The organism is Microcoleus sp. Pol7_B2 (genome assembly GCF_036701035.1).
GTDB lineage: Bacteria > Cyanobacteriota > Cyanobacteriia > Cyanobacteriales > Microcoleaceae > Microcoleus.
Map to the genome: position 1 here is coordinate 1 of NZ_JAUBQB010000027.1, position 14,544 is coordinate 14,544.

The 14,544-nt window shown below is 46.4% G+C and carries 10 protein-coding genes; 8 read left to right on the top strand and 2 right to left on the bottom strand.

Annotated elements, in window-relative coordinates:
* Positions 1–238 precede the first annotated feature (238 nt).
* Positions 239–3,364, bottom strand: a complete 3,126-nt coding sequence (locus tag QUA57_RS12815) for an EAL domain-containing protein (protein ID WP_333251134.1) — start codon at positions 3,362–3,364, stop codon at positions 239–241.
* 161 nt (positions 3,365–3,525) lie between these two features.
* Entirely contained in the window at positions 3,526–4,359 is an 834-nt protein-coding gene (locus tag QUA57_RS12820; RefSeq protein ID WP_333061268.1) for a prohibitin family protein, read from the bottom strand.
* A 626-nt stretch (positions 4,360–4,985) separates the two neighbouring features.
* On the opposite strand from QUA57_RS12820, the gene nfi reads away from it, so the two are divergent.
* From nfi to QUA57_RS12860, 8 genes are all read left to right on the top strand, one after another.
* A complete protein-coding gene (gene nfi, locus QUA57_RS12825) occupies positions 4,986–5,639 on the top strand; it encodes a deoxyribonuclease V (protein ID WP_333042515.1) in 654 nt (217 codons plus the stop codon).
* Between the two features lie 454 nt (positions 5,640–6,093).
* Positions 6,094–6,324, top strand: coding sequence for a KGG domain-containing protein (locus tag QUA57_RS12830; protein ID WP_006631632.1), 231 nt, complete (start codon positions 6,094–6,096; stop codon positions 6,322–6,324).
* 480 nt (positions 6,325–6,804) lie between these two features.
* A complete protein-coding gene (locus tag QUA57_RS12835) occupies positions 6,805–7,335 on the top strand; it encodes an FHA domain-containing protein (RefSeq protein WP_333061269.1) in 531 nt (176 codons plus the stop codon).
* A 105-nt stretch (positions 7,336–7,440) separates the two neighbouring features.
* Positions 7,441–9,444: an FHA domain-containing protein gene (locus QUA57_RS12840; RefSeq protein WP_333061271.1), complete on the top strand. Its 2,004-nt coding sequence runs from the start codon at positions 7,441–7,443 to the stop codon at positions 9,442–9,444.
* Between the two features lie 277 nt (positions 9,445–9,721).
* Positions 9,722–10,150, top strand: a complete 429-nt coding sequence (locus tag QUA57_RS12845) for a hypothetical protein (RefSeq protein WP_333061274.1) — start codon at positions 9,722–9,724, stop codon at positions 10,148–10,150.
* Between the two features lie 187 nt (positions 10,151–10,337).
* Entirely contained in the window at positions 10,338–11,480 is a 1,143-nt protein-coding gene (locus QUA57_RS12850; RefSeq protein ID WP_333061276.1) for a DNA cytosine methyltransferase, read from the top strand.
* Positions 11,481–11,932: 452 nt separating this feature from the next.
* Positions 11,933–13,273 (top strand): tRNA (N6-isopentenyl adenosine(37)-C2)-methylthiotransferase MiaB, encoded by a 1,341-nt coding sequence (gene miaB / locus QUA57_RS12855; RefSeq protein ID WP_333042505.1) that lies wholly within the window; start codon positions 11,933–11,935, stop codon positions 13,271–13,273.
* Positions 13,274–13,466: 193 nt separating this feature from the next.
* Positions 13,467–14,537, top strand: coding sequence for a D-alanine--D-alanine ligase family protein (locus tag QUA57_RS12860; protein WP_333061277.1), 1,071 nt, complete (start codon positions 13,467–13,469; stop codon positions 14,535–14,537).
* Positions 14,538–14,544: the final 7 nt, after the last annotated feature.

Below are 14,544 nucleotides of genomic sequence, written 5' to 3' on the forward strand. Positions count from 1 at the left end.
TGGTTAATCCACAGCACTTTAAAAACTGGTTTACAAGCTGCTGCTACTGTACTTCATAAACCTGGAATCGGCTGTATATTTTTACCTATCTCTATAGTTTGCTATTATACTCAATTGTAATTTTAACACTCAAGACATCGATTACCAAAAGATCGATCGCCCTTATTGAATCTCCAATAAGCACAGGCCGCAAGAGCTTTAATATTTTTCAAAATACAAATTAAATATTTGGTTCAGTTCACCATTTGGGCGATCGCCTCAACAAGGCTGTAGCTGCCTCACTGTCGAGAGGTTTAGAGAAAAAGTACCCCTGACCGTACTCGCAGCCGATCGCCCGCATTTGAGCCAATTGGACGGCGGTTTCGACACCTTCTGCTACTACCTCCATCCCCAAACTGCGGGCCAGCATGACGATCGCCCGCACGATTTCCAAATTTTCGCCCATTTCCCCGATGCGGGTAACAAAAGAGCGATCGACCTTCAAAATATTAATCGGGAACTTGTGCAAATAACTCAGAGACGAATAACCAGTGCCGAAATCATCAATACACAGCCCGATACCCAAGTCTCTCAAATGCGAAAGCATCGCCGCCGCCGCTTCCCCATCTTCCATCACCACACTTTCAGTAATCTCCAACTTCAAACAGCGAGCGTCAACACCTGTTTCCAGCAAAACTTGCTTAATTTGCTCGATCGACTCGGGTTCCGCAAACTGCCTCCCGGAAAGATTTACTGCGACTGTCAGCGGCGAATTTCCCACAGGTAAATTCAAACTCTGCCACTTAATCATTTGGCGGCAGCTTTCGTTCAAAACCCACAAACCCAAAGGCGTAATTAACCCTGTTTCCTCCGCCATCGCAATAAATTCCATCGGGGAAACTAAACCCCTTTCCGGGTGCAGCCAGCGCACCAGCGCCTCAAATCCGATAACCGATCCGCTTTTTAAACAAACAATCGGCTGATAATAAACAGTAAAAGGACATTCCAATTTATAAGGAGCCAATGGCGATTTCGGACGATCCAACTTCCGATCTATTTCGCTCATCGGTGAGGTTTCCTCCACCGCCACACATCCGAAATCCACTATCGAATATTTCAAATTGAGTTCTTCAACCGACTCCCGCAAATCGTGTTCCAAGTGCATCAAAGCCACCGCCTGAGTGTGCATCGCACTGGTAAAAACTTCGTAGCGAGCTTTACCCAGAGCTTTTGCCCGGTACATCGCAATATCAGCATCGCGCAAAATATCTCCCGGGTACTGATATTTCTCGGTACTCAAAGCAATGCCGATGCTAGCAGTAATTAAAACTTTATTACCTTCCAAATAAAGCGGTCGTTCGATCGTTTTGAGAATTTCCTTTGCTTGGGCGATCGCCTCATCAACACCGTGAATTTCTTCCAGCAAAATCACAAACTCATCTCCTCCCAGACGAGCCACCGTATCCCCTGGCCGCAAACAAGTCAAAAGACGGCGAGCCACGCCCACCAACAGCCGATCGCCCATGCGGTGTCCCTGACTGTCATTAATCACCTTAAACCTGTCCAAATCCAGAAACAGCACCGCAAATTGATAGCTCGGATGCCGTTGCGCGCGGGCAAAAGCTTGCCCCAACCTGTCAGTCAACAAAGCGCGGTTCGGCAACTCTGTCAGCGCATCGTGCAAAGCATCGTGCAACAGTTGTTCTTCAGCCATCTTGCGCTCAGTCACGTCGTGACAGTTGACCACAATTCCCCGCACCGAAGGTTCGTTGAGCAAATTCGTCGCCACCGCTTCCAACACGCACCAGGAACCGTCCTTGTGCTGCACTCGGTATTCCGCCATTCCCTGACTAACTCTCGGCATTTGCATGACACCTTTGAACACTTGATCCACTATCAGCAATTCGTCAGGGTGAATCAAGTCAAATATAGACCGGCCCAGGACTTCCGCCGTCGGGTAGCCCAAAATCCGCTCTAGGGAAGGAGATACATAGCGGCAAAAGCCTTTCTCGTCGAGAATCACAATAATGTCTCTAGCATTTTCAATCAACGATCGAAAGCGCTTCTCGCTTTGCCGCAGCTCTTGTTCCGTGCGCTTTTGGTCGGTAATATCGGTATTCATGTAAATCAGACCGACAATTTTCCCCGTGCGGTCTTTAATAGCATCGGCCCGCAGCAACACTTGCAAAGTTTTACCGCTTTTAGTGCGGTTGGTAATTTCACCAAACCAAGAATAACCCTGGGCGATCGTGTCGAGTACCTCCCCGGCGACTGCGGGGTCAGCAAAAACTGCCGATATACCTCCGGCTAGTTTACATTCCTCTGCGGTGTCCCATTCAAATAGCTGAGAAAACGCTTGATTTTGATAAATGTGAGTACCGTTCGCATCGCTGATGCCGATCGCGTCGCTCGAACTTTCCACCGCCTTGCGAGTCAGCACCAGAGCTTCTTCTGCCTGCTTGCGCTCGGTAATGTCAATCCCTACCAAACAAGCTGCTCTGCCGCGATCGTACTTTTGAGCCACAATCAAATAGTATCCCTCCGACTCTCCCCCGTCGGTTTGTACCTTAACGTTGAGTTCTTTAACCGCTTCCGTAGCCTCGCCGGCAAAAAACTCCACCACAAAAGAGTTAAAATCCGAGCTAGCGCCCAGAAAACCGATATCTTGACCGACAAAAGCCGACGGCCGCAAACCATGCAGTTTGGCTAAGTGTTGGTTAACCCCCAAATAGCGCAAATCCGAGCTAATCCAAGATACTGTTCCCGGAACTGCTTCCAAAATCGTTTGCAGTTGGTCGTTAGCTTGCTGCAATGCTTGTTGCACTTCACATATTGGTTCCGACAAGTCAGATTGAACTCCTACGAAGTGAGTCAAATTAGCGTTGTCGTCTCGCACGGGAGATAGCGATAATTTGGCCCAAAATGGAGTGCCGTCTTTGCGGTAATTTTTGATTGGTGTCTGGATTTCTAGACCTTGGCGCAAGGCGTCGCGGATCTTAGCTACAGTAGTTCGATCGGTATCCGGGCCTTGCAAAAATCGGCAATTGCGCCCCAAGATTTCACTGGCGCAGTAACCTGTCATCCGTTCAAAGGCCGGATTGCAATAAATTATGGGACAATCCGGTGCATTGGCGTCAGCAATGACAATGCCGCTGCTAGTAGCTGCCAAGGCTCGATCGCGCAGCCACAGGGCTTCTGACGCAGTATGGCGATCGCCGACATCCCCGACTTCATCTAAATTAGAAATTGACTGGTTCTCCCGATCTCCCATCAGCCGAACTTTCAAGCAAACCTTTACAATTTCCGAGTTGTTTCTTACTCTAACGTTTTTCAGGACTCGCGCAACGTAAATTGTATCTCCGCATTTAAGTAAGCGGGATTTCACGTTAGTTGCTTGGTATTTTCTACCCTTGCTGTTGGGCATTTAAAAAAGCACATCTTCACTTCCGCAGTGAAAAACCCTCCATTCTTCTCCCCCTCAGACTCTCTCCCCCTCTCCCCTTCTCCCCTTCTCCCAGCGCCCTGGCAATCATGATTTGCAGCAGCTTATTTAGCAGGAGTTGCAGCTTGAGAAGTCGGCGGCGCAATATTAATTAATGGCAAAGTTCCGCCTCCTCCCATTACTGTCGGAAACTGACCGTTCCATTTTTCAATTGCTTGCTGCTGCAAAATTTCGGCCGTTAAAGTTTGTCGCTGCAAGCGTTGAGCTTCTGCATGACCTTTAGCACGGTTGATTTCAGCTTGAGCGTCTTGGGTTGCTTTTTGAACTGTAAATTCTGCTTGTTTGGCCTCTTGTTCTGCTATTTGTTTGGATTCGATGGCTTTGCTAAATTCTGGAGAAAAGCCAAAATTGATTAAAGAAACATCTCTGACAATGACGCCGTAAGGTTCCAAACGCTTTTTGAGGCTGTTGTCGATTTCTGTTTTTAGTTCGGTGCGCTTAGTGATAATTTCTTCTGCGGTTTTTTTAGAAGTTGCTGCTTTGAGAACTTCAGAAATTGCCGGACTTAGAATGCTGGTAACAATTTTTTCTTCGTCTCCTATTTGTTGGTAAATTTGATTTACTTTGGCGGGATCTACATTCCAGTTGACTGCCAAATCTGTAGTAATGCTTTGCAAATCTTTGGATGCTGCATCGGCTTTCAAATCTGTTTTTTGTACCCGCACGCTGAGAGTTTTTACAGAGGTGACGATCGGTAAAATCGGGTGAATGCCTTCATCTAAAATCGCGTCTTGAACTTTCCCGAAGCGCATCATAACGCCGCGTTCCCCTGGGCCGACAAGGGTAAAAGGTCTTAAAATCAAGGCTGCGATAATGAAGACGATGCCACCGACGATGTAGAGAGCTAGGTTGTACTTAACACTTTGCATGGTTTTCATATGTTGATTCACCTATGTTGTGTTACTTGATGTTAGTTTTATATTCATCTTATCTAAGATTATAGCTTCATGTTAATGGTGCAACAGCTCATAAATTCATTGATTTTTTTTCATAAAAGTCATATAGTTGCGAGGCTCAGGGAACCTCTTAGCTCGATGAGCGGGGATGTACAATGGCACTTGTAGCTGGGTGAGATTATTGATTAATAAATGTTTCAATCATCTTGACAAAGAGGACTTTTTTAGATATAGCAGAAGTAAAGAAAGAACTCGATCGCTCTTTGACAAGCGATAAAATGGCGATCGGAAAGATAAAGCTTTCTAGAAAGCTAAAAAATCAGCATCAAATAGGTATTTTTTGTAAATTTTGAGTAGAACATTGGAGAAGGGTGTCGATAAAACCTTTGGGGGTGGGTTCAAGCACAAGCGAAAGATAGAATTTTACTCTCCGACCTACAGACTCTATTTGTAAAATTAGCCTAGGTCGCCTTGCTCAACCCTCCGGAGTAGGAAAAAAGACTCCTTGGGCAAGTTAGGAATTTATAGCTACAAACGATAAAAATCCGAGTTTAAAAATGGCCGAAAAGAAGTTAAGCTTAGATGAGAACGGTTGAAGAGAAATCAAAATGTTGCAGCGACACCCTTGGCCGCAGACAGTTGAAGAGGCGATCGCCATTCAAGAACAGCTTCGGTCAGAGGTAATTACCGCCAATCAACTGGAGACAGTTCAGTACGTCGCAGGCGTAGATGTCGGCTACGACAGTGTAAACGATGTATCGCGGGCCGCTGTAACCGTTCTGAGCTTTCCCGACTTGCAGTTGCAGCAGCAAGCTGTGGTTCGCAGTCCTACCACTTTTCCTTATATTCCGGGTTTCCTGTCTTTTCGAGAAGTGCCGGCAGTTCTCGAAGCTTTGGAAAATATCAGTTTGAGGCCAGACTTGATATTGTGCGACGGTCAAGGACTAGCCCACCCCCGCAGATTCGGTCTTGCGTGCCATTTGGGGGTTTTGACCGGGATTCCCACAATCGGAGTTGCCAAAAATCGATTTATTGGAGAACATTCAGAAGTCGGACTCGACCGGGGCAGTTGGCAACCCTTGCTGCTGGAGGGATCAACGGTAGGCGCAGCGCTAAGGACGCAAACAGGGGTAAAACCGATGTATGTTTCGATAGGTCATAAGGTAAACTTGATAAGTGCGATCGAGTACGTCCTGCGCTGCGCCCCAAAATATCGCTTACCAGAAACAACTCGATCGGCAGACCAACTAACATCGGGATAACTGGCAAGCGCGGAAAGCATCAAAAAAAAAGTAAAAAGACCAAAAAAGCATCCGTCTTTGGACTTTTAATTTTTGAGGTGGCGCCGCCCGAGTCAAAAAATCCTCTGAGTCTACTGCCAATCAGCTTTCGGTTCCATCCTTCCAGCGAACTAAAGAATGACTATACCTGAGAAAGAGGTATAAAAGTTGGGGGGGTTTATAGAATGATTGAAAGACAGTAACCAGCTTAAAACATTGGCGGCTCTAACAATAGTGCCCGGGCGTGAACTATTTTTAGTTCACATTTGTAAATTATGAAAGAGTCATCCTGCGAGTTAAACCAAAAGCTTAGATTCGTGTGATGAGGTTTCATAATTTACCGTCGGATATCTCACCACTGACTGGGAGCAACCACGACAGTGGGAGGCGAAGGCGCGATCGAGCTAAAAAATCAGAAACAAACAAGGAGACAGTCATGGCTGAGAAAAGCAAACGCGGATTCGCTTCTATGGATGCAGAAAAACAGCGCGCAATTGCTAGCAAAGGCGGAAAAGCTGCACACGAGAAAGGAACTGCACACGAATTCACCCCTGAAGAAGCCAGACAAGCTGGTCAAAAAGGTGGGGAAGCTGTCAGCAGAAATCGCGAACACATGGCTCAAATTGGTCGCGAAGGCGGTCGCAAAAGCCGCAAGAGCGAAGCTTAAGTCTCTCAAGGCTGGCCCTGTAATGAAAGATTGCACAGTTGCAGCGTGAGAGATAGCACTAGGACAGTGAACGTTTGAGGAGGTGGGGCGATCGAAGTTACCGAGGTAGTTCGATCGTCCAACCTCCAAAATTCGTCACTAGCGCACCAAAGCTTTGCAAATTTGAAAACCCCACAGCAATTAGTTTTTAGTAATCGCTGGCAAATTTTGAACAGCAATTTTTTAACCAAGCTGCACTGCAGTCAATAATTTTGTGGGAAAGAAAAGCTGGCTAGCGCGAGTCAGCCTCTCAAAAAAAGCCAATACCAGCACTAAAAGCCTCGAACTCAGGGGTTTTTTGTTTAGCTGCACATAATAATATTTTTAGAAGTTCGATCGAGTCGGCCCCAATAATTATAATTAAGTTTTTTAGTGAGGAACTCCGTCCTCAAAATAAATCAGTTAATATTTTTTTATATTTTTGAGCAAACATATACAATCATGACAAACCAGCTAACTTTAGCATGGACAGAAGCTGGGGTGCGTCAAACTCGAACAATTCAAAACGGACAGCCGAGCAAAAATCCGGGAACCGTGAGGCTAGGGCGCGATCCGGCAAAGTGCGATATAGTATTTTCGCATCCCAGCGTATCGGGGCTGCACGTTGAAATATTTTTTAATCAGGAATTGCAGGAGTATGCAGTGCGGAATTTGCGCGAAAGCAATCCGCCCCTGGTAAACGGACAAATTCTCGCCCGAGGCGAAGCAAAATTGAACTCGGGAAGTCACATCCATTTAGGGCAAGTGCAAATCGAGGTGGTGAATGTGACGGAGGTGCAGGTAGCCGCGCCCCAGACAGTTTTGCTGTCTGGGCCTCCCGCACCTGGTAACTTTCAGCCGACGGGGCCTTCAAAATACGGTTTGCAGTGTCCCAAATGCAGCCGAATTTCGCCTTACGCGCAGTTGAATGCGGGGTGTCCGTGGTGCGGTACTTCTTTGGCGGCGGCGGCGAGTGTGGTCATCTCTCCGTGAGAGTGTAAAAAAGGGAAAATCGGGCTATCCGCTAAACACTCTCAACTTCAAAAATCTTTTTTTGCAGAAAGCTCAAAGCCGACGGCTGATGTTTAAAAAATAATCATGAATTCTCAACCCTTGCGCCTGCGACTGACTTGGACAGATACAGCTACGGGGGATTGTCGATCCCCCATACTCGACTTACCCATCGCTTTGGGACGAATTTTTGAAGCTATGCCCGCCACAATCAACGGGAAACGAGTTTCTCGAATTGCGCTCAGCAGCAGTCAAGTGTCTCGCTTTCACGCAGTGATTGGCACCGAAGGTAACAGTATTTTACTTACTGACACGGGTAGCCGCAACGGTACTTTTGTCAACGGCGTTCGCCAAACCCGTTGCGTGCTGGCAAACGGGGATATGCTGCAAGTTGGGCCCTATGCGATCGGCATTTCTTTTGCTGTTAATTCCCCTGAAATGCCGTCGGTCAATTTTCACATTTTCTTTAACCCGCAGACGAATGGGCCCGATCCCGCGTTGGGGCAGCCAGTAATGTTGCAGCTTCCTCAAACAAGTAGTAGGGGAGAATTTCCGCCGATCGAATTTTTGCAAGCTTCTCAAGTGTCAATGCGATCGCTCGAATCTAGGGGACTCCCTGTGACAGAAGTTGATTGGGCTGCCGTTGGCGGCGGTTTGGGCAGCTTTATTTGGGTGGATTTGCTCAGAATTTGCGGTGTGAAAATCGATCGAATTGCGGTTTTGGGCATGGAAAACCAGCCTTACGCCCGCTATCTGCGTCTGTGTCTCAATTCTCAAATTCCGCTGCGGGAACGCCTACGATCGAATTCTGACTCTTGTCCAGACAACATTTGGGGGTGGCCTCCCTATGCTTTGCGGGAAGCTTGGCAGGAATTGCGGAAAGGGCGTTTGGGGATGTCGTTGAAGTTGATGTGGCAGGTGTTTGCTGAACCGACTTTTGCCGAAACTTATACGCCTCGCGCGGGTAATGTGTTTGATTCTATTGACAGGGAAGTCGATCGAATTGGGTGGAATCAGATGTTTCGCTACGGTAGAGTGCGGGGAATTCGCAAAACAGATGACGGCAGGTACGCGATCGCTTATTCTCGATCGGATGCGGATCACCGCGAGCACGCTTTTTTAATCGCCAAATACGTACACTTAGCCACCGGCTATCCCGCCATTCAATTTCTGCCCGATTTGCAAGCTTACCGCGAAAAAACCCAGGATTTTGAGTCGGTTGTCAACGCTTATGAAAGCCACGACGGCGTTTACGAAAAATTGGAAGCCAGCGGCGGCAGCGTGTTAATTAGAGGCCGGGGAATTGTGGCTTCCCGCGTGGTGCAGCGAATTTACGAAGCGCGACAGCGGAACCGCAACATTCAAGTATTGCATTTGATGCGATCGCCCAAACCTCAAGGTAACAAATTTAAACTCGCTCAGCGAAGAGTCGAAAATCACTACGAATTTCAACCTTTCAACTGGCCAAAAGCTTGCTGGGGCGGGGAACTCCGCGTACTTTTGGAACAAGCCGCCCCAGAATTGCGGCCGCAGTTGCTCACCGACTGGGGTGGAACTACTACAGCCCAGCGCAGCGACTGGCGGCGGATTGTCAAAGAAGGTTTAAGTCAAGGATGGTATCAAATTACCTTCGGTGAAGTTGAGCGAGTTGAGCGCGACAGTCAAAACCGCACAGTGACGTACATTCAGGAGAAGGAACTCAAGGGGCAAATTAAGTTAGAGGCTGATTTTATTATTGATGCTACGGGTTTGGACGCTAAGGTAAAAACCAGTCCCCTGTTAAACGATTTGGTAGCTCAATACAATCTTCCCCTCAACGGTTTGGGCCGGCTGAGTGTTAACAACGATTTTGAAGTGCCCGAATTGCGGAATTCTTCTGGTAGCAACACAGAAGGCCGGGTATACGCAGCAGGCGCGATTACTTTGGGAGGGCCTTACGCGCCGGTAGACAGTTTTTTGGGCTTGCAATACGCGGCCTTGCGATCGGTTGAAAGTCTGGCCGCCAACCGAGTTGCTGGTGTGCGGAAATTGAGCGTTTGGCGATCGTTTGTGCAGTGGTTGAAGTGGATTTTAAATAAATCTCCCGACTAACTTGAAGGAGGAAGTTCGGCAACAAGCAATGTACAGGATTTAATGGATTTAACTGAGATATGGCACCATTTTCAATAGGTTTTTTACGGGCAGGATGTCCACCTCACAATAAAACTCACTCTTTGTGGAACACGCAAGATGCCTGTTCTTGAAACTGGTAAAAGATGTAAGATTTAACGGATTTAAACAAACTTCGCCTTCAATCTAAAATCTAAAATCTAAAATAGAACAAACTTCGCCTTCAATCTAAAATCTAAAATCTAAAATCTAAAATCGCATGACTCCCACTTTATTCGGCCGTTGGCAAACTCGGTTATTGTTATTTGCAACCGTAGGCGTTTTAGTAACGCTGCCCTTTTGTTTGGGTTTAATTACCTCCCAATCAGGCTCAATCTTTTTCTGGATTTTAGGGTATGTAGCGATTTTGGGCCTCGGCTGGGATGCTTTATATATCTACATCCAACAGTTCCGCTGGGATCGAGATTGGCCCGGCGCGTTTCAATTACTCGCTGGAATTTGGGAAGCACTTTTTGTGTTATTTTTAATCAAAATTATCGGTTTGCCCGGGATACCTGCACAAGATTTTGACTTGGGAGCTTTTGCTTTGCATTACAGTTTAGTGTGGCTGGCTATTTATCTGGCGTCGCAAACACTGATGCGGATTTTGTTTCCTCACTGGCGTTTCCGAGGCGGACAATGGTTGTAATAATACCTGTAGGGGCGGTTTTTACCAAAAATAATCGCCTCAAACCAATAATTTCATAAACCCGCTCCGGCTATTCTACCAATTCCCAATTCCCTATTTCCTACAGAATTTATAGTCAGGTGTACCGCTCCCTGAGCACCCAACATAATTTATAGTAAGCTCAACTCAAAATTGCTGTGATCCTTCAATGCACCGTCCTCCTTGTATTTTCTCATTTTTTTCGGGTTCTGGGTTGCTCGATCTGGGTTTTGAGTCGATCGGCTTTAATGTAGCGTATGTCAATGAAATTTTCCCACCTTTCATGCAAGCATACCGCTATTCTCGGCAGTGCCTGAATTTGCCGCTACCAGAATACGGATATTGCGAAGGAGAGGAAGCAGATGTAACTCGACTTGTAGGGGGAGAACCAGCTTTTCGCCTACGGGAATTGATGCAGGATGCCCGGAAGCATCACGATATTGTGGGATTTATCGCGGGGCCGCCTTGTCCTGACTTTTCTATTGGTGGCAAAAACCGGGGTCAAGAAGGAGATAAAGGTCAACTTTCAGCTTCATACATTGAATTAATTTGTCAGCAGCAGCCAGATTTCTTTTTATTTGAAAATGTCAAAGGTTTGTGGAGAACCAAAAAACATAAATCTTTTTACGACGAACTAAAACATCAGTTGGCGGATTCGGGCTACGTTTTTGCCGAACGTTTAATTAATGCGATAGAATACGGGGTTCCGCAAGATAGGGATAGAATTATTTTGATTGGGGTTAGAAAAAATATTGTCAAATATCTGGGCATTTCCCTAGAGGAAAAAAGCCAAATGTTATCCGAAAGTTTATTTCCTTGGCAAAGTCAGATCTTATATCCCAAATCAGAAATTTTTTCGCATCCTTGGCCTGATAGAACAGCCTTTGCAGGTGATGGTTTTGTGCCTTGTCCTGATGGCATTCCCCAAGATTTAACGGTAGAATTTTGGTTCCAAAAAAATGACGTTCTCAACCATCCCAATGCCAAACACTATTTCCAACCCAAAGCAGGTCTTAAGCGGTTTGCTTCCGTTGATGAAGGAGATGATTCAAAAAAATCTTTCAAGCGATTGCACCGATGGCGTTATTCGCCAACAGCTTGTTACGGCAATAACGAAGTTCACTTGCACCCTTACAAACTTCGCCGGCTTTCAGTTGCAGAAACACTGGCTATTCAGTCAATGCCAAAAGATTTTGCACTGCCGGCCAAAATGACGTTGACTAATATGTTTAAAACTGTTGGCAATGGGGTTCCTTATTTGGCTGCACAAGGTATTGCCAAAACAATTTTACAGTTTTTACAGACAAAATAAATAGAGAAATACGCCCAAATAAACCTTAGCATTAGGACTTTCGGTGTTGTGCAAGAGGGCGAGTAATTTTTGCATTCAAACTGTAAGATTTTTAACACTCACCCACCGCCAAAACTACATTTTGGTGCCTGACGCGCGGTTTAAGATTGATTGTCGGTGGCGCAAGTTACTCGCAGCGCCTCACACACCCTACAGATTTGTGAAAGTGATTTTTTTAAGAGACAAGATTGTATGCCTTAGCAAATTATCTTGAAAGGCATTTGCGTTTATCTGCGTTTATCTGCGGTTTCCCCTATTCATCAAAGATTTATGCAATAAGTCTAATAAACAGCAGAGGGTGCTGAGAAAAAGAAAAGAGTGATAAAAATAAAAGTTCACAAAGGGTTTAGACTTGTTATATAATAGTTGGTTAAGGTTGAAAACCTATATTTTTTATTTGCCTGCAATTCGCCATGACCGTTAAACCCCGCCGCTATCACATCACTACTTTCGGATGCCAGATGAATAAAGCCGACTCGGAACGGATGGCCGGCATTCTCGAAAATATGGGCTTTGAGTTCTCGGAAGACCCGAACGAAGCTAGCTTGATTCTCTACAATACTTGCACAATTCGCGACAATGCCGAACAAAGAGTTTATTCTAACCTCGGAAGGCAAGCTCATCGCAAGCGCCAAGAACCGGGTTTAACTTTAATTGTAGCTGGATGCGTCGCGCAGCAGGAAGGTGAAGCGCTGCTGCGGAGAGTGCCGGAATTAGACTTAGTAATGGGGCCGCAACACGCTAACCGACTTGAAGATTTGCTGGAACAAGTTTTTGAGGGCAATCAAGTTGTGGCGACAGAAGCTGTTGAGATTATGGAGGATATTACTAAGCCGCGCCGCGACAGCAAGGTGACTGCTTGGGTGAATGTAATTTACGGCTGTAATGAACGCTGCACTTATTGTGTTGTCCCGAATGTTCGCGGGGTTGAACAATCGCGAATGCCGGAGGCAATTCGGGCGGAAATGGAGGATTTGGGGCGTCAAGGTTACAAGGAAGTAACTTTATTGGGGCAAAATATTGATGCTTACGGACGCGATTTGCCTGGAACAAAACCGGACGGCAGCAACCAGCATACTTTGACGGATTTGCTTTATTTTGTGCAGGATGTGCCGGGAGTCGATCGCCTCAGATTTGCTACTAGCCACCCGCGCTATTTTACGGAAAGATTGATTAAGGCTTGTGCTGAATTACCGCAGGTTTGCGAACATTTTCACATTCCTTTTCAGTCTGGAGATAATGATATTTTGAAAGCGATGTCGCGGGGTTATACTCAGGAAAAATATCGCCGGATTATTGATACCATTCGCCGTTATATGCCGGATGCTTCGATTACGGCGGATGCGATTGTCGGTTTTCCGGGGGAGACGGAAGCACAGTTTGAGAAGACTTTGAAGTTAATCGAAGACGTTGGTTTCGATTTGGTGAATACTGCTGCTTATTCGCCGCGCCCGGGAACGCCGGCGGCTTTGTGGGAAAATCAGTTGAGTGAGGAGGTGAAAGCCGATCGCCTGCAACGAATCAATCATGTAGTCACAACAACGGCGATGGAACGATCGCAGCGCTATTTCGGACGCACTGAAGAGGTTTTGGTGGAAGTCCAGAATCTCAAAGATTCAACTCAGGTGATGGGACGCACTCGTGGCAATCGTCTCACATTTTTTAAGGGCGATATTGCAGAATTGGCGGGTAAAATTGTGCGGGTTAAAATTACAGATATTCGCGCTTTTAGTTTGACGGGAGAAATGCTGTAAGCTGTTGGGGGATTTAAATTGTATGTCAAGAAATCATCAAACTATGACTGGGGAGTTTCTTCGAGGCCGCCCGCAATATACAATTTAAATTCGCAACAGCTTATGCTTAATTCTTAGTTTCTGTCGCATACTTCCTGTGATAGCTGCGCTAACTGCGTGTATATTTGTCAAAAAGTACCGGGAGTATTAAAAAATGACAAAGATGCGGATCGGGCTATTGTTCGGGGGGCGATCGGGCGAACACGAAGTCTCAATTAGTTCAGCGCGGGCAATCGCCCGCGCCCTCGCTGCTGACGAAAATGCCTCTAAATACGAAGTTCTGCCCTTTTACATCCAAAAAAACGGTCGCTGGTTGTGGGGAACATTACCTCAACAAGTCTTAGCCAGCGGAAAACCTCTGGAAATAGAGGAACAAACAGGACAAGACGACTCTCCCGCTGGACAGTTTCCTAATTTTAATGCCGTAGATGTTTGGTTCCCTGTTTTGCACGGACCAAACGGCGAAGACGGTACGGTGCAAGGATTGCTGAAATTAATGCAAGTTCCTTTTGTCGGTTCCGGGGTTTTAGGGTCGGCGCTGGGAATGGATAAAATTGCGATGAAAATGGCTTTTGCTCAGGCTGGTTTGCCGCAGGTAAAATACATCGCTGTCAACCGTTCCGAAATCTGGTCTAATCCTTGCGTTTTCCCCAAACTGTGCGACAAAATTGAAGCTGAGTTGGGCTATCCTTGCTTTGTCAAACCGGCGAATTTGGGCTCGTCTGTGGGGATTTCTAAAGCTCGATCGCGTGCTGAATTAGAAGCAGCTCTCGACAGCGCCGCCAGCTACGACAGGCGGATAATTGTCGAAGCGGGTGTGGTTGCTAGAGAATTAGAATGTGCAGTTTTAGGTAACGACAACCCCCAAGCTTCAACGGTGGGAGAAATTACTTTCCAAAGCGATTTCTACGACTACGAAACTAAATATACCCAGGGACAAGCCGACTGCTCAATCCCGGCAAAAGTCAGCGGTGCGATCGTCTCGCAAATCCAAGAAATGGCAGTGCAAGCATTTTTGGCTATAGACGCGGCAGGTTTAGCGCGAGTAGACTTTTTCTACATTGAATCAACCGGAGAAGTTTTGATTAACGAAATCAACACTTTTCCTGGCTTTACAGCTACCAGTATGTATCCGCAAATGTGGGCAGCGGACGGCATTTCTTTCCCGGAATTAGTAGACCGTTTAATTCAATTAGCTCTCGAACGGCACGGGGAAAAAGGTTGAATCCCGC

Coding starts and splice junctions, on each gene's coding strand:
- nfi (WP_333042515.1), top strand. CDS start 4,986: ATGTTGCAGCGACACCCTTGGCCGCAGACAGTTGAAGAGGCGATCGCC.
- QUA57_RS12840 (WP_333061271.1), top strand. CDS start 7,441: ATGAATTCTCAACCCTTGCGCCTGCGACTGACTTGGACAGATACAGCT.
- miaB (WP_333042505.1), top strand. CDS start 11,933: ATGACCGTTAAACCCCGCCGCTATCACATCACTACTTTCGGATGCCAG.
- QUA57_RS12860 (WP_333061277.1), top strand. CDS start 13,467: ATGACAAAGATGCGGATCGGGCTATTGTTCGGGGGGCGATCGGGCGAA.
- QUA57_RS12830 (WP_006631632.1), top strand. CDS start 6,094: ATGGCTGAGAAAAGCAAACGCGGATTCGCTTCTATGGATGCAGAAAAA.
- QUA57_RS12835 (WP_333061269.1), top strand. CDS start 6,805: ATGACAAACCAGCTAACTTTAGCATGGACAGAAGCTGGGGTGCGTCAA.
- QUA57_RS12850 (WP_333061276.1), top strand. CDS start 10,338: ATGCACCGTCCTCCTTGTATTTTCTCATTTTTTTCGGGTTCTGGGTTG.
- QUA57_RS12845 (WP_333061274.1), top strand. CDS start 9,722: ATGACTCCCACTTTATTCGGCCGTTGGCAAACTCGGTTATTGTTATTT.
- QUA57_RS12820 (WP_333061268.1), bottom strand. CDS start 4,359: ATGAAAACCATGCAAAGTGTTAAGTACAACCTAGCTCTCTACATCGTC.